This window comes from Acidovorax sp. GW821-FHT09A11, from assembly GCF_059418365.1.
Map to the genome: position 1 here is coordinate 454,644 of NZ_JBWKPS010000002.1, position 17,455 is coordinate 472,098.

Here is a 17,455-nt window from a genome sequence, read left to right on the forward strand (position 1 = left end):
CCCACTGCGGGCACCAAGAGTACCGGCAGTGCGAAAGATGCTGTTGCCTCGAGAACAGCGATGGCGCCACCCGCGCCATCGCTGCTTTCCATGGACCAGGGCCCCAGGGGTTCCACGCATCCCCAAAACCTACCCGGTATGCCACACACCATGTCCGTCAGCGTTTTCGACCTCTTCAAGATCGGCATCGGCCCCTCCAGCTCCCACACCGTGGGGCCCATGATCGCGGCGCGGCAGTTTGCCTGCCACCTGCGGGATGGCGTGGGGCTGGCCGCCGTGCACGGTGTCACGGTGGAGCTGTTCGGGTCGCTGTCGGCCACGGGCGTGGGCCACGGCACCGACAAGGCCGTGCTGCTGGGCCTGGCCGGGTACGAGCCCGACCACATCGACCCGGACCGCATCGCCCCCGCCATTGCCGAGATCCGCGGCCGCCAGTCGCTGGCCCTGCTGGGCGAGCGCGCCATTGCCTTTGTGGAAAAAGACCATCTGCTGTTCAGGCGCAGGAGCCTGCCGCTGCACCCCAACGGGCTGTGCCTGCATGCCTTTGACGCACAGGGCCGGGAAATTGCCCAGCGCGAGTACTACTCGGTGGGTGGCGGCTTCGTGACCGACGCCGCGGGGGAGCGCGTGCTCAATCTGGCAGCCACCTGCGGGGCCGATGCCGCGGGCCACGCCCGGGGCCTGCCCTACCCCTTTCGCACCGGGGCCGAGCTGCTGGCCCAATGCCAGGCCAGCGGCCTCACACCGGCCCAGCTCATGGCCGCCAACGAAGAGCATTGGCGCAGCGCCGGCGAGGTGCGGCGCCAGCTCATGGCGATCTGGCGAACCATGGCGGCCGCCGTGCAGCGCGGCTGCGCCAGCACCGGCCACCTGCCCGGCCCCATGCAGGTGCGCCGCCGCGCGGCCGAACTGCACAAGAGCCTGAGCGGCTCGCCCGAGGCCGCCCTGCGCGACCCGCTGTCCATGCTGGACTGGGTGAACCTGTATGCCATGGCCGTCAACGAGGAAAACGCCGCTGGCGGCCGCGTGGTGACCGCCCCCACCAACGGCGCCGCCGGCGTGATACCGGCCGTGCTGCACTACTACGTGAACTTTCTTCCAGGCGCGAACGAGGACGGCATCGCCACCTTCCTGCTCACCGCCGGCGCCATCGGCATCATCTACAAGGAGAACGCCTCTCTCTCGGGCGCCGAGGTCGGCTGCCAGGGCGAGGTGGGCGTGGCCTGCTCCATGGCGGCCGGCGCGCTGGCCGCCGTGATGGGTGGCAGCCCCGAGCAGATCGAGAACGCCGCAGAGATCGGCATGGAACACAACCTCGGGATGACCTGCGACCCTGTGGGCGGCCTGGTGCAGATTCCCTGCATCGAGCGCAACGCCATGGGCGCCATCAAGGCCATCAACGCCGCCCGCATGGCGCTGCGCGGCGACGGCCAGCACGTGGTCTCGCTCGACAAGGTCATCAAGACCATGATGCAGACCGGCGCGGACATGAAGGTCAAATACAAGGAGACCTCGCGCGGCGGGCTGGCGGTGAACGTGGTCGAATGCTGAGGCGCCACCGCGCCGCCCCATCGCTATCAAAAAAGTAGCGACTCGCGCTGGATGGAAGAGCGCCAGGGGCCAAAAGCGCGCCAAACCGCGGATCCCCGCCGCGCGGGGTGCGCCATGGGACAATTCCGCCCATGACACCGCAGCAGTACGTACAGCAAAAAGCCGTGGCCTCGGGCAGCAGCTTCTATTACGCCTTTCTCTTCCTGCCCGCGCCGCGCCGCGCGGCCATCACGGCGTTCTATGCGTTCTGCCGCGAGGTGGATGACGTGGTCGATGAGGTCAGCGACCCCGGCGTGGCGCGCACCAAGCTGGCCTGGTGGCAGGCCGAAGTGGCCAAGGCCTATGCCGGCCAGCCCACCCACCCCGTGATGCTGGCGCTGATGCCGCACACCGCCGAATACGGCATCGAGCAGCGCCACCTGCAGGCCGTCATCGATGGCTGCCAGATGGACCTGGAGCAGACGCGCTACCTCGACTTCGCGGGCCTCAAGGGCTACTGCCACCTGGTGGCCGGCATCGTGGGCGAGGTCACGGCGCGCATCTTCGGCCAGACCGACGGGCGCACCACGCAGTACGCCCACACGCTGGGCCTGGCCTTCCAGCTCACCAACATCATCCGCGACGTGGGCGAAGACGCCATGCTGGGCCGCATCTATCTGCCCGTGAGCGAGCTGCAGCAGTTCGACGTGAAGGCGCACGAGATCCTGAAGCGCACCTACTCCGACCGCTTCACCGCGCTCATGTGCTTCCAGGCCGAGCGTGCGCACAGCCTCTACGACGAAGCCCTGGCCCTGCTGCCCGCCGCCGACCGCCGCGCGCAGAAACCCGGCCTGATGATGGCCAGCATCTACCGCACGCTGCTGCGCGAGATCGAGCACGAGAACTTCCAGGTGCTGCACCAGCGCATCCGCCTCACGCCGCTGCGCAAGTTCTGGCTGGCGTGGAAGGTGCAGGCGCTCGGACGGATGTAGCGGCCGTGCGGCAGCATCCATGAAAGTCGCCGTCATCGGCGCGGGCTGGGCCGGCATGGCCGCAGCCATCGCGCACGCCCAGGCGGGCCGCGAGGTCACGGTGTTCGAAGCCGCCCGCACCGTGGGCGGCCGGGCGCGTGCCGTGCCCGCCACGCTGCCGGGGGGCAAGGTGGTCACGCTCGACAACGGCCAGCACATCCTCATCGGCGCCTACGCCGAAAGCCTGCGCCTGATGCGCCTGGTGGGGGTGGATGCCAGCACCGCACTGCTGCGCCTGCCGCTCACGCTGCAGTTTCCGGATGGCCAGGGACTGCGGCTGCCCGACCTGCCGCCCCCACTGGATGCCTTGCTGGGCATCGCGCGCGCCAGGGGATGGGGCTGGCGCGACAAGCTGGCCCTGCTGCGCACCGCCACCGCCTGGCAGATCAGGGGGTTCCGCTGCGCGCCCACGACCTCGGTGGCCGACCTGTGCGCACCGCTCACGCCCCGCCTCATGGCAGAGCTCATCGACCCGCTGTGTGTGTCGGCCCTCAACACCCCGGCGCACCAGGCCAGCGGCCAGGTGTTTCTGCGCGTGCTGCGGGACAGCCTGTTCAGCGGGCGCGGCGGCTCCAACCTGCTGCTGCCGCGCGCCGACCTGGGCGCGCTTTTTCCCGAGCCTGCGGCGCGCTGGCTGCAGGCGCAGGGCCGCCACCAGGTGCTCACCGGCCAGCGCGTGCAGCGGCTGCAGCCGCAGCACGCCGGGCGCTGGCAGGTCGTCGGCGCCGCCGGTGCGCCGGGCACCACGGACAATGCACCGGAGGTGTTCGACCACGTGACCCTCGCATGCCCTTCGTGGGAGGCCAGCCGGCTCGTGGCGGGTGTGGCCGGCATGGCGGGGCTGGCCAGTGCCGGCCGGTGGAGCGCCCTGGCCGGCGCCCTGCACTTCGAGGCCATCACCACCGTCTACGCCCACGCGGCGGACGCGCGCCTGGCCCAGCCCATGCTGGCGCTGCGCAGCGCCCCGGACAGCCCCGCGCAGTTCGTGTTCGACCGTGGCCAGCTGGACGGCAACCAGGGCCTGCTCGCGTTCGTGGTGAGTGCCAGCGAAGGCGAGCGCACCCACATCGAACAGCAGGTGCTGCGGCAAGCCGCCGCGCAGTTGGGCATCGGCTCCCTGTCGCCCGTACAGACGGTGGTGGAAAAACGCGCCACCTTTGCCTGCACGCCCGGCCTTGCACGCCCCGGCATGCAGGTGCTGCCCGGGCTCTCGGCCTGCGGTGACTATGTGGACGGCCCCTACCCCGCCACGCTGGAAGGGGCGGTGCTCAGCGGCACCGCGGTGGCCGCGCTCCCCTGACCCGGCGCTCGGGCGCCCTGGCCGCGCCCCCGGGAAAACCCCAGGCCGACTGACAGCATTCCGAAAGCACGCGGCGCGCACCATGGCGGCTGTCACGCCTTGATGGCTTTCACGGAGACAAGCATGCCTACAGACACCCCCCATTCCCACACCCTCCACCCCAACCGCCGCCACCTGCTCGGTGCCGGCGGCGCCCTGGCGCTGGGCGGCCTGCTGCCCGCATCGGTGTCGGCACAGGCCGCATGGCCTTCCAAGTCGGTGCGTTTCGTCGTGCCCTTCGCGCCGGGCGGCAGCTCCGAGATCGTCGCCCGCTCCACCGCCGCCGAACTGACCAAGACACTGGGCCAGAGCGTGTTCGTGGACAACAAGCCCGGTGCGGCCGGCAACATCGCCATGCAGGAGGTGGCGCGCGCCGACGACCAGCACACGCTGATCCTGGGCCACATCGGCACGCTCGCCGTGAACCCGTACATCTTCGACAAGCTGCCCTACGACGCCAACAAGGACTTCAAGCCCGTGAGCCTGCTGGCCAAGGTGCCCAGCCTGTACGTCGTGCACCCCGACGTGCCGGCCAAGAACCTCAAGGAATTCATCGCCTACGCCAAGAAGAACCCCGCCAAGCTCAGCTACGGCTCGGCGGGCAACGGCAGCGCCGGCCACCTGGCCTTTGAGTACCTGAAGATGACGGCCGAGATCTTCATGCTGCACGTGCCCTACCGCGGCACCGGCCCCATGATGACCGACCTGCTCTCGGGCCGGCTTGACGCCGCTTCCGTGGGCGCCGCCGCCATGCTGCCCTTCATCAAGTCGGGCAAGGTGCGCTGCATCGCCACGGGATCGACCCAGCGCCTGCCCCAGTTGCCCGATGTGCCCACCGTGGCCGAGCAGGGCTTCCCGGGTTTCGAGATGACGCAGTGGTACGGCATGCTGGCCCCGGCCAGCCTCACGCAGGAGCACCTGGACAAGCTGGCCGCCGAAACCATGAAGGCCGTCAAGGCGCCGGAATCGCTCAAGCGCCTGAGCGGCGATGCGGCCGAAGCCATCGGCGGCACGCCGGCGCAGTTCGCGCAGTTCATCGCCTCCGAGCAGGCGCGCTGGCAGAAGGTGCTCAAGCGCGCGCAGGTCAAGCCGGATTAGGAAGCCCCCTGAGTTGCTTCGCGTCTTCCCCCCAGAGGAGGACGCCACCCGTGGCCTGGCAAAGCCAGTTCCACGGTGGCGCTGGCGGGGCGCGCCAGGCCTGCGGCCCGGGCGCACGTGCCTCGGCGATGGCACTGCACAACAGCATTAGCATCCCCTCCATGCGCATCCTTCTGGCCGAAGACGAACACAGCCTGGGCACCTGGCTCAGCCGCGCGCTGGAGCACGCGGGCATCCAGGTGGAATGGGTGAATGACGGCCGCCTGGCCGACCGATCGCTGCAGCAGCACGACAACTACGACGCACTGGTCCTGGACCTGGGCCTGCCGGGCCTGGACGGCCACGCGGTGCTGCAGCGCCTGCGCGACCGCGACCAGCGCCTGCCCACGCTGATCCTCACCGCGCGCGATTCGCTGGACGAGCGCGTGCGGCTGCTCAATGCCGGGGCGGACGACTTCCTGGCCAAGCCGTTCGAGCTGGCCGAGCTGGAGGCGCGCCTGCACGCCCTGGTGCGCCGCGCGCGCGGCACCGACCACCCGCGCCTGGCATGTGGCCCGCTGGCGTACGACAGCGCGCGCAGGCAATTCGTGCTGCAGGGCGAACCCCTGGCGCTGTCGCCGCGCGAGCAGGCCGTGCTGCGCGTGCTGGTGCAGCGCAGCGGCGAGCCGTTCTCCAAGCAGCAGATCCTGGAGCGCGTGTTCTCCGACGATGACGACGTGCACCCCGAGGCCGTGGAAGTGTTCGTGCACCGCCTGCGCAAGCGGCTCGACGGCAGCGGCGTGCGCATCGTCACGCTGCGCGGCCTGGGCTACGCACTGGAATCGCACTGAACATGGGCCTGGCCGCACGCCTGCGCCGTGCCAGCCTGTGGCGGATGCTGGCGTGCCTGCTGCTGCCGCTGCTGGCCGTGGTGACGGGCGTGGAGCTGTGGATGACCCGGCACGACGCGCTGGAGGCCGCCAACGCGGCCTACGACCGCTCGCTGCTGGGCGCGCTCAAGTCCATCGATGCCAACATCTCCACCGCCTCGGGCGGGCTCTCGGCCGAGCTGCCCTACAGCATGCTGGAATTCTTCGAGCTCACGGCCAGCGGACACGTGTATTTCCGCGTGGCATCGTCGGATGGACTGGTGGAGCTGGGCAACGCCGACCTGCCCCTGCCGCCGGGGCCGCTGGAGCCCGGTGTGCCGCGCTTCTACGATGCGACCTACTTTGGAGAATCCGTGCGCCTGGCTGCCTACCGCCGCGCGATGGAAGGGCCGCCATCCGCCCCCGGGACAAGCAGCGTGCTGGTGCAGGTGGCGGAAAGCACCCAGTCGCGGCAGGAGTTCACGCGCCGCTTCGTCCGCCGCGCCGCGCTGCGCGATGGCCTGGTGCTGGCGCTCATGGTGCTGGGCACGGCGGCCACGCTGGCCCTGGCGCTGCGCCCCCTGGCACGCCTGGCCCGCGAGGTGCAGGCCCGCAGCCCTGACGACATGACACCGGTCGCCGGCGCCGAACTGCCCGCGGACATCCGCCCGCTGGTCACCGCCGTCAACCAGCAGATGGCGCGCACGCAGGACCTGGTGGCGCAGCAGCGCCAGTTCCTCGACGATGCGTCGCACCAGCTGCGCACACACCTCACCACGCTGCAGATGCAGATCGACTACGCACGCCGCGAACCCGACGCGGCCCGGCTTCAGGACACGCTGGCAGCCCTGGGCGGCGAGATCGCGCGCGCCACGCGCAGCACCCAGCAGCTGCTGGCCCTGGGGCGCAGCGACACCGCCGCGGTGGAGTTCGCACCCTGCGACCTGGCCTTGCTGCTGCGCACCGTGGCACTGGAACTGCTGCCGCAGGCCCGCGCCAAGCAGATCGACTTCGGCATCCACACCGCCACGGCCGAACTGGCCGCCGTGGCGGACAGCGGGCTGCTGCGCGAGGCGCTCACCAACCTGGCGGCCAACGCCATCGCCTACACCCCGGAGCAAGGCACCATCACCGTGTCGGCCGCCGGCGACAGCCTGGGCTGGAGCCTGAGCGTGGAAGACAACGGCCCGGGCCTCCCGCCCGAAGAGCGCGACGCCCTGGGCCACCGCTACCGGCGCGGCTCGCAGGCCGTGGCGGGCGGCTCGGGCCTGGGCCTGGCCATCGCCCGGTCGATCGCGGAACGCCACCGGGGCCGGCTGCGGCTGGAGGCCCGCGCCGGCGGCCCCGGCCTGCTGGCCATACTCTGGTGGCCCCGGCCATGAAGAACCCGGCCCGCCACACCGCCATGCAACCCCTTGCCCCCCACCCCTCGCGCGAAGACGGCATGGCCGCGGCCCCGAGCCGCCGGCAGATGCTGGCAACGCTGGCGGCCTGGGGCGGCGCGGGCGGCGCCCTGCCCGCGCGCGCGGCGGCCGCGGATGCCTCCACCGAGCCCGCGGAATGCGTCGCGCCCTCACGCCCCGGCGGTGGGTTCGACCTGACCTGCGGCCTGGCCGGGCAGGCCCTGCAGGCCGTGCGGCCCGCGCGCACCCCGCTGCGCACCCGCTACCTGCCCGGGGGCATCGGGGCCGTGGCGTTTGACCAGGTGGCCACCGGGCGCCTGGGCGGCCCGGGCACCCTGGTCGCTTTCTCCAGCGGTTCGCTGCTCAACATCGCACAGGGCCGCTTCGGCCCGCATCCGGTGGGCACCGTGCGCTGGATCGCCACGCTGGGCACCGACTACGGCGTGGTGGCCGTGCACCGCGATGCGCCTTACCAGCGCCTGCAGGACGTGGCTGCCGCGCTGCGCAGGGACTCCAACCGCGTGGTGTTTGGCGCCGGCGGCACACTGGGCAGCCAGGACTGGATCAAGGCCGCGCTGCTGGTACGTGCGGCGGGGCAGGACCACAAGCGCATGCGCTTCGTGTCCTTCGAGGGCGGCGGCGAGGCGCTCAAGGCCCTGCGGGGCGGGCACATCGGCATTTTCACCGGCGATGCGGCCGAGGCCCTGCAGGCAGCCGCGCAGGGCGCGCCGCTGCGCGTGCTGGCGGTGCTCTCGCAGGCACGTCTGGGCGGCAGCCTGGCGGGCCTGCCCACGGCACGCGAGCAGGGTCTGGACTTGGTCTGGCCCACGGTGCGCGGCCTGTACATGGCCGCCAGCGCGCCCGATGCGGCGGTGCGCGCGTGGACCACCGCGCTGCGGGATGCCTTGGCCGCCCCCGGCTACGCCGCGCTGTGCGCGCAGTACGGCCTGTACCCGTTCGCGCTGACGGGCGCGGCGCTCGAAGATTTCGTGCAGCGCAGCCTGGCGGACTACCGGCGCCTGGCGCAGGACCTGGGACTCCGGGCCTGGGCTCGCTGAGCCGTGTACCGCTCCAACCCGACACGCTCCAGGCGCCCGTGAAGGACTGCGCCTGCACGGGGCCACAGGTTTTTCCTACCTGCATCCGCCCCCTGCGGCGGCAGAGTGCAAGACCGCGCGCCCACAACCCGCCACGCACTGGAGGAAGTCCATGCCCGCCACACTGAAGCCCGCGGCCGAAATGGCCCGCAACGCGAAGACGCCCTTCCCCGGCGCCTCGGCCGCATACGAAGAGGCCCGCCGTGCGCTGCTGGCCGAGGAGATCGAGTTCCGCCGGCACATGAGCCGCCTGGCCGAGCAGCGCCGCGCGCTGCCGCCCGGCCCGGTCATCGCGAAGAACTACCGCTTCCATGACGAACAGGGGTCCGAGGTGGGGCTGATCGACCTGTTTGGCGACAAGCAAACCCTGGTGGCCTACTTCTGGATGTACGGGCCGCAGCGCGAGCGCCCGTGCCCCATGTGCACGAACTGGCTGGGCGCCGTCCATGGCAACGCGGCCGACATCAAGCAACGGGTCGCGCTCAAGGTCCTGGGCCGCTCGTCGGTGGAGCGGCAGCTCGCGTTTGCGCAGGAGCGGGGTTGGCGCGACCTGAACTTCGTGCAGACCGTGGGGGACGACTACGCCCGCGACCTGGGCATCCTGATGCCCGACGGCAGCGAGTACCCGGCGCTGACCATCTTTCGGCGCGACGGCGACAAGGTGCGCCTGTTCTGGGCCAGCGAGATGGCGCGCGAGATGGCCGACCCCGGGCAGGACCCGCGCGATGCGCCCGACATCGCCGCGCTGTGGTCCATCCTGGACCTCACGCCCGAGGGCCGCGGCACCGACTGGTATCCCCGGCTCCGCTACGACTAGGCAGCATCAGGGCATGGGGCGTTTGCATGCCGGCCCGGCCCAGCACCCGCCTCACACCGGCGCCAGCACCCGCCATGCCAGGAATTCACCGCCCGCCACCGGCTCCGGCACGATGCCATTGGCCACCAGGCCATCGTCGCTTTCCGCTTCGCACGCGTACACCGCGATCGCGCCGTGGCGCTGGCCGGTGGGCACCACGCACCAGCCTTGCGGCAACGCGCGCTGCGCCCGGCGGTAGCTTGCCTGCCAGTGCGTGCTGGCCTGCGCCTCCAGGATGGCGGGCCCCGGCACCGCCACGGGCTGCTGCATCACCGGGACTTCTGCATCGAGCAGCGTGCCAGGCGCAACGGTGGCCCGCCGCAAGCCATGGCCCTCCAGCCAGTCGGCCACGGCGGCAGGCACCGCATAGGCCCAGGGCCGCTTCACGGTGGCCACGGGGACGAAGTGCGCGAAATGCGGCACCTGCACGCTGATGGGGGCGCCTTGCAGCGCATAGGGTTCCCGCGTGAGAACCTCCACCGTGGTGCCTGGGATGGGCTGCAATGCATAGCGGATGGCGACCTCGGCGGGCGGCTCGGCACACCCGTCCAGCAGCTGCACGATCTCCGTGCCATGGCCGGCGACGTAGTGCAGTGCCTCGCGCAGCACGGCATACGTCACCGCCACGCGCTCCTTGAAGCTGATGTACGAATAGGCCTCCAGCAGCACGTCGAGCCGATTGGTCAGCCCCCGGTAGTTGCAGCCAAAGCGCGGGTGGTGGGTGTAGGTGATCCAGCCCTGGCCCTGCCCGCCCTCGTCGCGCACGAAGTTGCCATACCAGAAGGTGTCCAGGCCCTCGGTGCGCTTCACCGCGGCCTGCACGGCGGGCATCATGCGTTCGCGCATATAGGCCACGGGCTCGCTGCGGCCCGTGTGCTCGGTGTGGGGAATGTCGTAGGTCAGCGCGAAGCGGTGGATGGAGCCGTTGGTGGCGTGGCAGTCCAGCGTGAGGTGGGGGTTCCAGGGCTGGCACACGCGCGTCTGCAGCAGGCGCATCTCGGAAGCCTGATGGCGCATGTAGTCGCGGTTGAGATTCACCCCCGCCGCATTGTTGCGCGTGCCCACGAGCGCCGGGCCGTCCTGCCCGCGCAGGTGGGCAACGTCCAGCGGGCGGTTGTCTGTGCCCAGCCGGTCATTGCCGTCGGGGTTGAACAGCGGCACCACCACCACGGTGCAGTGCGAGAGCACGTCGCCGTGCTCGCCGCGCAGCAGGTCGCGCACCAGCATCAGCGCGGCCTCCTTGCCCTCCACTTCGCCAGCGTGGATGCCGCACAGTATCAGCACCACGGGCAGGCCGCTGGCCTGCGCGGCCTGCGGCGTGAAATGGCCTTGCGCGGACAGCACCAGCAGCGGCAACAGGCGGCCCTCGGGCGATGCGCCGAAGTCCGCGACATGCAATCGGGCATCCCCCAGCGCCGCCAGGCCGCGCACGTACGCCATCACGTCGGCGTGGGTCGATGTCTCGGTGTAGCCGCTGGTTTCAGCGCGGGTGAGCAGGGAGGGGGCGGAAGGCAAGGACATGGGCGAGGCGGTCGGTAGATCGGTCCATCACCTTACCTCACTGCGGCCGTGTCCCGGCGCCAATGCGCTGCGGCCTCACCGCTCCAGCCACCACTGGATCACGACCTTCGCCAGGAACCCGAGGAAGCCCACGCCCAGGCCCAGGAACAGCACGAAGGTGCCAAACCGGCCAGCCTTGGACTCCCACGCGAGCTGGCCGATGATGAACAGCATGTACAGGATGAACGCACCCACGCCGTAGGTGAGGAAGAAGCCCGAGATCTGCGCCTCGGTGAAACCGAAGATCACGGCGCCACCCCGCGGTTCTGCGTGAGCGCTGCCGCCCCCCGCCCGGGCAGGCTGGAGGCATCGACCAGATCCCGGTAGGCATGCCAGCTCGCGTGGCCCAGCATGGGCATGACGGCGATCAGCCCCAGCAGCAGCGAGCCCAGGCCCAGCAGCGTGAAGCCCAGGATCAGCGCCGCCCAGAACGCCATCGGCAACGGGTTGCCGATCACCGCCTGCCAGCTGGTGAGCACGGCCTGCAGCAAGGTGGCGCGCCGGTCCAGCAGCAGGGGCATGGCCACCACGCTGGAGGCGAAGATCGGCGCCGCCATGAGGCTGCCCAGCGCCAGCCAGATCTCGAACAGCCAGCCTTCGCGGGCCAGTACCACATGGCGCAGGAAATCCAGGGGCGTCTGGATGGGCACGGGCGCCAGCAGCGTGATGAGCGCCGCCGACGTCATGACCCAGCCCGTGGCCGCCAGCGCCAGCAGGGCGCCGAACTGCACCATGCACCAGTAGTCGTTGCCCCATTTGTTGACGTGGCTGTCCTGCCAGTTCAGCCAGGTCTTGAGTACCACGCCCAGGTTCGCGGGCTCGCCACGCTCCAGCGCGCGGCTCAGCGCATACAGGCTGGTGGCCAGCACCGGGGCTATCACCAGAAAGCCCGACAGTGCCCCGGCCAGCAGCCAGAACCTGTGGTGGGCCACCGCGAAGATCGCCGCGCCAAAAAGCGCCAGGGCCAGGCCGTGGGCAAAGCTGATCCAGCCCGCGCGGGCCATGTCGCGCCAGGCCAGGACGAGCCAGGTCATGGGCTGCATGAGGCCAATGGTGCGGATGGCGGGCAAGGCGGGAGGGTTTCTCGGCATGGCCTGCAGTGTGGCCGGATCGGTGACCGGGATCAAGCCGGCACACACCGCGGCGCGCCGGGCCCTTGACCTGGGACAAGAAATTGCCCCCGGATAGCGCGGAGCGCGCGGGCTACGCCGTCAGCAGCCGGCACAGCTCCGTGAGATTGCTCACGGTGGCATGCGGCGGGGTGTAGTAGGGCCAGGCGGCCTCGGCGGGATTCAGCCACACCGCCTGCATGCCGGCCTCCATGGCGCCCCGGGCGTCCAGCGTGGCATCGTCGCCCACATGCAGCACCGCGTGCGGCGGCACCTGCAGCGCCTGGGCGGCTGCCTGGAAGATGCGGGCATCGGGCTTGGCCACGCCCAGCACCGATGCGCTCAGGCTGTCCTTGAAGTAGTGGCCGATGCCCACCTTGTGGATGTCGGCGTTGCCGTTGGACACCGCCACCACCGGGTAGCGCGACGACAGGAAGGCCAGCGCCTCGTGCGCATCGTTGAACAGCGTCACGCGCTGGCGTTCGGCAAAAAACAGGTCGAACGCGGGCTCGGCCAGCGCGCCGTCATCGCCCGCCTGGGTCAGCGCCAGGCGGATGGATTCGCGGCGCAGCGCGCTCAGGTCGTGCTGCAGGTCCGGCCGCAGGTTCACCATCTGGTTGCGGATGGCACGCAGCGCCTCGGTGCTCTGGAACAGGCGCGCGGTGGCGGGCGCATGCTCGGCCATCCACTGCAGCAGCACGGCTTCGGCGCGCTCGATGGTGGGCCAGATGGGCCACAGCGTGTCGTCCAGGTCGATGGTGACGGCGCGGATGCGGGGGATGTCCAGGGAGGGGGTCGGCAAGGGGGCGCACCTGCAAAAAACAGCGTGGAGGCGGAAGGCCCGGTGGGATGCCGGGCGGCGGCCGCACAGCATACCGCAGCGCCTGTGCGCACGCCCTTCGGGGTCAGGTGCCCAGCGACGACCCGCGCACGATGAGCGTGCCGGGCAACAGGTTCTCGCGCACCGGGCCCTGCAGGCCGCCGATGCGCTCCAGCAGGCACCGGGCCGCGCGCTGGCCGATGGCATCGGTGGGCTGCGCCACGGTGCTCAGGCCCGGCCGGATCAACGGTGCCCATTCCGGGTCGTCGAAGCCCACGAAGCCCAACTCCAGCCCGAAGGTCCAGCCCAAGCGCGAGACCGAGGCCGCCACGCGCAGCGTGACCACGGAATTGCCTGCGACCACCGCGCAGCGCGCTCCCCGCCCCGCACGCTGGCGAAAGGCCGCCAGCGCCTGGGCCAGCGCGTCCTCGCCCTCCTGCTGCGCATCGATCTCCAGCACATCGCCGCGCACATTCCTGCCCTGGGCCGCCACGCAGGCGCGAAAGGCCGCCGTGCGCTCCAGGCGCGAACTCACACCCTGCAGCGGCTGCGTGACATAGAGCAGGTCCTGCCAGCCTTGCTGCACCAGGTGCGCGCAGGTGTCGCGCATGGCGGCTTCGTTGTCGAGCGCCACGAAATCCGCCGCCAGGCCCGCATGGCGGCGGTCCACCAGCACCGCGGGCTTGCCGTGCAGGGTGGTCACGTCGGCCAGCCCCTCGCCCTGCCCCAGCGTGTTGAGGATGAATCCGTCCACCTGGTAGCTCGCCAGCGCATCGATGGCGGCGCGCTCGCGCTCGCGGTCGTTGCCCAGGTTGAACAGCATCACCAGGTAGCCCGCCTCCTGGCACGCCTTCTCGGCGCCGCGCAGCACGGCCACCGAATACGGGTTGGTGATGTCGGCCACCACCAGCCCGATAAGGCGCGAGCGGCCGTGGCTGAGCGCCTGGGCCATGGGGCTGGGCACGTAAGCCAGCTTGGCGATGGCGGCCTCGACGCGCGCGGCGATGTCGGGGCTGAGCAGGCGCTCGCGGTGGTTGAAGTACCGAGACACCGTGGCCTTGGACACGCCGGCCTCGGCCGCGACATCGGCGATGGTGGGGCGGGCGCGGGGCGTGGTCGATGGTGCGGGTGTCGGTGAGGTCATGCTTGCGCGGCGTTATACACGGCGGCGGGCCGCTCACCGGCCAGCGCCTGCAGCAAGCTGGTGGTGGCCAGCACGGCCATGGCGTGGCGCGTGCCGTGCGTGGCCGAGCCGATGTGCGGCAGCGGCGTCACGCGCGGGTGGGTGCGCAGGGGCGAGTCGAGCGGCAGCGGCTCGGTGGCAAACACATCCAGTCCCGCCGCGCGCAGCGTGCCGTGGTCGAGCGCGTGCAGCAGGTCCTGCTCCACCACCGTGGCGCCGCGCCCGCCGTTGATGAAGATGGCGCCGGGCTTCATGGCTGCAAAGACGTCGGCATTGACCAGGCCCCGCGTGCTGTCCGACAGCGGCAGCATGGCCACCACAAAGTCGGACCGCGCCAGCAGCTCGGCCAGCGGCACATGCGCAGCCTTGCCCACCAGTTCAGGCGCGGTGGCGGCCAGGTCCACCGGTCGGCGCGCGTGGTAGACCACGGGCATGCCAAAGCCCAGCGCCGCACGGCGCGCGATGGCTTGGCCGATGCGGCCAAAGCCCAGCAGCCCCAAAGTCTTGCCATGCACGTCGCTGCCGAACAGGTCTTCGCCGATGTTCTTCGTCCAGCGGCCCTCGCGCACCAGCTGCGCCAGCTCCACCACGCGGCGGCTGGTGGCCATGAGCAGGGCGAACACGGTGTCGGCCACGGTTTCGTCCAGCACGCCGGGCGTGTGGCACAGCACGATGCCGCGTGCCTGCAGTGCGTCGAGCGCGTAGTTGTCCACGCCCACCGACACGCTGGAGACCACCTCCAGCCGGGGAGCCCGCGCCAGCAGCGCGGCATCGACGGGGTAGCTCGACCCGATCAGCCCCTGCGCCTGGCCCAGCGCTGCGTCGAACAGTGCACGCTCTTCGGGCTTGCGCGGGTTGGCCACCGTCACGTCGTGCAGGGCCTGCAGGCGCGCCAGCTGGTCGGGCGGCAGTTCGCGAAAGACCAGTACCTTCTTGCGCTCAGGCTTGCGCTCCACCACCGAAGCAGACACGCTCACAGGCCTGCCTCCTGCAACTGAGCCCGCGTGGGCAGCCCTTCGGTGTCGCCCAGCACCTGCACCGCACGCGCGCCGATCCAGGCGCCGCGGCGCACGGCAGCGGGCACGGGTAAGCCTTCGAGCAGTGCGCTGATGATGCCCACCGCAAAACCATCGCCCGCACCCACCGTGTCCACCACCTGGGCCACGGGCACGCCGGGCACGCGGCCGGTGCCGGCCACGTCGCTGTCGTAGTAGGCGCCCTCGGGCCCGAGCTTCACGACCACCAGCCTGGCGCCCCGCTCGCGGTAGAAGCGCGCCACGCCTTCAGGCGTGGTTTCGCCGGTCAGGAACACGCCCTCTTCCAGGCCCGGCAGCACCCAGTCGGCATAGCCGGCCAGGGTGTTGATCCAGTGGCGCATGGCCTCGGGCGAGGCCCAGAGCGTGGGGCGCAGGTTGGGGTCGAACGAGACGGTGCGGCCCGCGGCGCGCGCGACCTCGAGCGTGCGGATGGCTGCCTGCAGGCTGGTGTCCGAGATGGCCGCGAACACGCCGGTGGCGTGCAGGTGGCGCGCGGACCGCAGCCAGGGCTCGTCCACATCGGCCGGGCCCATCTGGCTGGCGGCCGAGCCCTTGCGGTGGTATTCGACCTGCGGGTCGCGCCCGTCGGTCACGCGTTCCTTGAACTGAAAGCCCGTGCGCTGGGTGGCATCGCACACCACGTGCGAGCAGTCGATGCCTTCGCCGCGCATGGCGGCCAGCAGCGCGCGGCCCATGGAGTCGGTGCCCAGGCGGCTGGCCCAGCCCACCTTCAGGCCCAGGCGTGCCAGGCCAATGGCCACGTTGGTCTCGGCCCCCGCGGTGCGCTTGTGAAAGCCCGTGGCGTTCTCCAGCGGGCCGGGCTCGTTGGCCACCAGCAGCAGCATGGCCTCGCCGAACAGCGCCACGTCGAATGTGGTGTCGCCGGATTTGGAAACAGCGTCGCTCATGCAGCACCTCGCACCGCACGGATGAAGTCCACCTGCCCGCGCGTGACGGCCACCAGGTCGTCGCCCACCAGCGGGTACTCGATGGCATGCGGCACATCGGCGGGCAGCGCGCGCAGCACGGCGCGCCAGGGCGCCACCGACTCCGCCAGCGGCACCGCGATCCACTTGGCCGGCAGGCGCTGCACGCCCTTGCAGTGCACGTAGCGCACATGGGGCGCGAGGGCCTGTGCGGCCTGCAGCGGGCATTCGCCCTGCCAGTGCCAGTTGCCCATGTCGAAGGTCATGCCCAGGTCGAGCCCGGCCTGCGCCTGCGCGGCAAAGAATGCCTGCAAGGCGGCCAGCGTGCCGGCGGTGGCGGTCTGGTCGTTTTCGATCACCAGTTCCACCTGCGGGGTGGCGGCCAGCAGCGCCTTGAGGCGCTGCAGCGACGCCTCGGACCGCACGCCAAAGCCGCCGATGGACATCTTCAGGCGCGGCGCGTGCAGCACCTGCGATGCATGAATGCCGCGCTGCAGGGCGGCTTCGTCCAACTGGCCCTGCACGGTCCACAGGCCCTCGGGACTGGAATACACCGCGGCCAGGCCCGCCAGCGCGGGCAGCTCGGTGGCCGCGTCGCGCAGCAGCTCGCCGCGCACTTCCACGCCGTCGGCGCCCGCCTGGCGGGCCAGGTCGGTGCACCACAGCTGGCCGTGGCGTCCCGTTTCGGCCGCGCCGAAGGAGGACAGGGAGATCAATACCTTCATGGATGTTCTTTCAAGCCCGTCAGCCGGGCTTTCGTCAACGTGCGGCCACCACGGCCTCAGTGCGCGTGGTGGGAGCTCAGGATCTGGCCGAGGAACTGGCGCGTCTTCTCATGCTCCGGCTGGCCGAAGAACTGCGCGGGCGGCGCCTGCTCCAGGATCTTGCCGTCGGCCATGAAGATCACGCGGTCGGCCACGCTGCGCGCAAAGCCCATCTCGTGCGTCACGCACAGCATGGTCATGCCGTCCTCGGCCAGGCCGATCATGGTGTCCAGCACTTCCTTGACCATCTCCGGGTCCAGCGCCGACGTGGGCTCGTCGAACAGCATCACCTTGGGGGCCATGCACAGCGCGCGGGCAATGGCCACGCGCTGCTGCTGCCCGCCCGACAGCTGACTGGGGTGCTTGTGCGCCTGCTCGGGAATGCGAACGCGCGTGAGGTACTTCATGGCCACCTCTTCAGCTTGCGCCTTGCCCATGCCGCGCGAGCGCATGGGCGCCAGCGTGCAGTTCTCGAGGATGGTGAGGTGCGGGAACAGGTTGAACTGCTGGAACACCATGCCCACCTCGGCACGCACCGCGTCCACGTTCTTGCCTCCGGCGGTCAGGTCGATGCCGTCGACCACGATGCGCCCCTTTTGCACCGTCTCCAGCCGGTTGATGCAGCGGATCAGCGTGGACTTGCCCGAGCCCGACGGCCCGCAGATCACGATGCGCTCGCCAGCGCGCACCGACAGGTCGATGTCGGTCAGCACCTGAAAGCTGTCGTACCACTTGTTCACACTCTCCATCGTGATGATGGGGGGTGCACCGGCGGTGGTCGTCGTTGTGACTGCGTCCGTCGTCATTGTCAAGGGCTCCTGGGATGGCTGGGGTTCACGCTCAAGCGATATGGG

Annotated in this window: 17 protein-coding genes; 8 read left to right on the forward strand and 9 right to left on the reverse strand. The window is 70.8% G+C overall.

Annotation, left to right across the window (positions count from 1 at the left end; translation table 11 throughout):
- Positions 1 to 150 precede the first annotated feature (150 nt).
- From AC07PV_RS06140 to AC07PV_RS06175, 8 genes are all read left to right on the forward strand, one after another.
- Positions 151 to 1,551 carry an L-serine ammonia-lyase gene (locus AC07PV_RS06140; RefSeq protein ID WP_218294098.1) on the forward strand — a complete coding sequence of 467 codons (1,401 nt, stop codon included), beginning with the start codon at positions 151 to 153 and terminating at the stop codon, positions 1,549 to 1,551.
- Positions 1,552 to 1,682: 131 nt separating this feature from the next.
- A complete protein-coding gene (gene hpnD / locus AC07PV_RS06145) occupies positions 1,683 to 2,522 on the forward strand; it encodes a presqualene diphosphate synthase HpnD (RefSeq protein WP_218294097.1) in 840 nt (279 codons plus the stop codon).
- 19 nt (positions 2,523 to 2,541) lie between these two features.
- Positions 2,542 to 3,861 carry a hydroxysqualene dehydroxylase HpnE gene (hpnE, locus tag AC07PV_RS06150; protein ID WP_218340770.1) on the forward strand — a complete coding sequence of 440 codons (1,320 nt, stop codon included), beginning with the start codon at positions 2,542 to 2,544 and terminating at the stop codon, positions 3,859 to 3,861.
- A gap of 123 nt (positions 3,862 to 3,984) precedes the next feature.
- Positions 3,985 to 4,998 (forward strand): Bug family tripartite tricarboxylate transporter substrate binding protein, encoded by a 1,014-nt coding sequence (locus AC07PV_RS06155; RefSeq protein WP_218294095.1) that lies wholly within the window; start codon positions 3,985 to 3,987, stop codon positions 4,996 to 4,998.
- Between the two features lie 161 nt (positions 4,999 to 5,159).
- Positions 5,160 to 5,828: a response regulator gene (locus AC07PV_RS06160; RefSeq protein WP_218294094.1), complete on the forward strand. Its 669-nt coding sequence runs from the start codon at positions 5,160 to 5,162 to the stop codon at positions 5,826 to 5,828.
- A gap of 2 nt (positions 5,829 to 5,830) precedes the next feature.
- A complete protein-coding gene (locus AC07PV_RS06165; RefSeq protein WP_218340769.1) occupies positions 5,831 to 7,228 on the forward strand; it encodes a sensor histidine kinase in 1,398 nt (465 codons plus the stop codon).
- Between the two features lie 23 nt (positions 7,229 to 7,251).
- Positions 7,252 to 8,307 carry a tripartite tricarboxylate transporter substrate-binding protein gene (locus tag AC07PV_RS06170; RefSeq protein WP_255591368.1) on the forward strand — a complete coding sequence of 352 codons (1,056 nt, stop codon included), beginning with the start codon at positions 7,252 to 7,254 and terminating at the stop codon, positions 8,305 to 8,307.
- A 151-nt stretch (positions 8,308 to 8,458) separates the two neighbouring features.
- Positions 8,459 to 9,163, forward strand: a complete 705-nt coding sequence (locus AC07PV_RS06175) for a DUF899 family protein (RefSeq protein ID WP_494629718.1) — start codon at positions 8,459 to 8,461, stop codon at positions 9,161 to 9,163.
- 51 nt (positions 9,164 to 9,214) lie between these two features.
- Here AC07PV_RS06175 and AC07PV_RS06180 read toward each other — a convergent pair whose 3' ends face one another.
- From AC07PV_RS06180 to AC07PV_RS06220, 9 genes are all read right to left on the reverse strand, one after another.
- On the reverse strand, positions 9,215 to 10,723 hold the full coding sequence (locus tag AC07PV_RS06180) for a M14 family metallopeptidase (RefSeq protein WP_494629720.1): 1,509 nt from the start codon (positions 10,721 to 10,723) through the stop codon (positions 9,215 to 9,217).
- A gap of 75 nt (positions 10,724 to 10,798) precedes the next feature.
- Complete coding sequence (locus AC07PV_RS06185; protein WP_044402495.1) at positions 10,799 to 11,011, reverse strand: DUF2788 domain-containing protein; 213 nt, start codon at positions 11,009 to 11,011, stop codon at positions 10,799 to 10,801.
- Complete coding sequence (locus AC07PV_RS06190; RefSeq protein WP_494629721.1) at positions 11,008 to 11,853, reverse strand: DUF2189 domain-containing protein; 846 nt, start codon at positions 11,851 to 11,853, stop codon at positions 11,008 to 11,010. Before AC07PV_RS06190 ends, AC07PV_RS06185 begins: the two co-directional genes overlap by 4 nt.
- 112 nt (positions 11,854 to 11,965) lie before the next feature.
- Entirely contained in the window at positions 11,966 to 12,673 is a 708-nt protein-coding gene (locus AC07PV_RS06195; protein ID WP_494629722.1) for an HAD family hydrolase, read from the reverse strand.
- A gap of 103 nt (positions 12,674 to 12,776) precedes the next feature.
- The gene (locus AC07PV_RS06200) at positions 12,777 to 13,835 is read right to left on the reverse strand and encodes a LacI family DNA-binding transcriptional regulator (protein WP_218340765.1); all 1,059 of its coding nucleotides are present in this window, start codon (positions 13,833 to 13,835) and stop codon (positions 12,777 to 12,779) included.
- Positions 13,832 to 14,851: a 2-hydroxyacid dehydrogenase gene (locus AC07PV_RS06205; RefSeq protein ID WP_370627824.1), complete on the reverse strand. Its 1,020-nt coding sequence runs from the start codon at positions 14,849 to 14,851 to the stop codon at positions 13,832 to 13,834. Before AC07PV_RS06205 ends, AC07PV_RS06200 begins: the two co-directional genes overlap by 4 nt.
- Positions 14,848 to 15,819 carry a sugar kinase gene (locus AC07PV_RS06210; protein ID WP_494629723.1) on the reverse strand — a complete coding sequence of 324 codons (972 nt, stop codon included), beginning with the start codon at positions 15,817 to 15,819 and terminating at the stop codon, positions 14,848 to 14,850. The genes AC07PV_RS06205 and AC07PV_RS06210 overlap by 4 nt, the downstream gene beginning before the upstream one ends.
- Entirely contained in the window at positions 15,816 to 16,562 is a 747-nt protein-coding gene (locus AC07PV_RS06215) for a sugar phosphate isomerase/epimerase family protein (RefSeq protein WP_492806249.1), read from the reverse strand. Before AC07PV_RS06215 ends, AC07PV_RS06210 begins: the two co-directional genes overlap by 4 nt.
- A 56-nt stretch (positions 16,563 to 16,618) precedes the next feature.
- Complete coding sequence (locus tag AC07PV_RS06220; RefSeq protein WP_494629725.1) at positions 16,619 to 17,407, reverse strand: amino acid ABC transporter ATP-binding protein; 789 nt, start codon at positions 17,405 to 17,407, stop codon at positions 16,619 to 16,621.
- Positions 17,408 to 17,455: the final 48 nt, after the last annotated feature.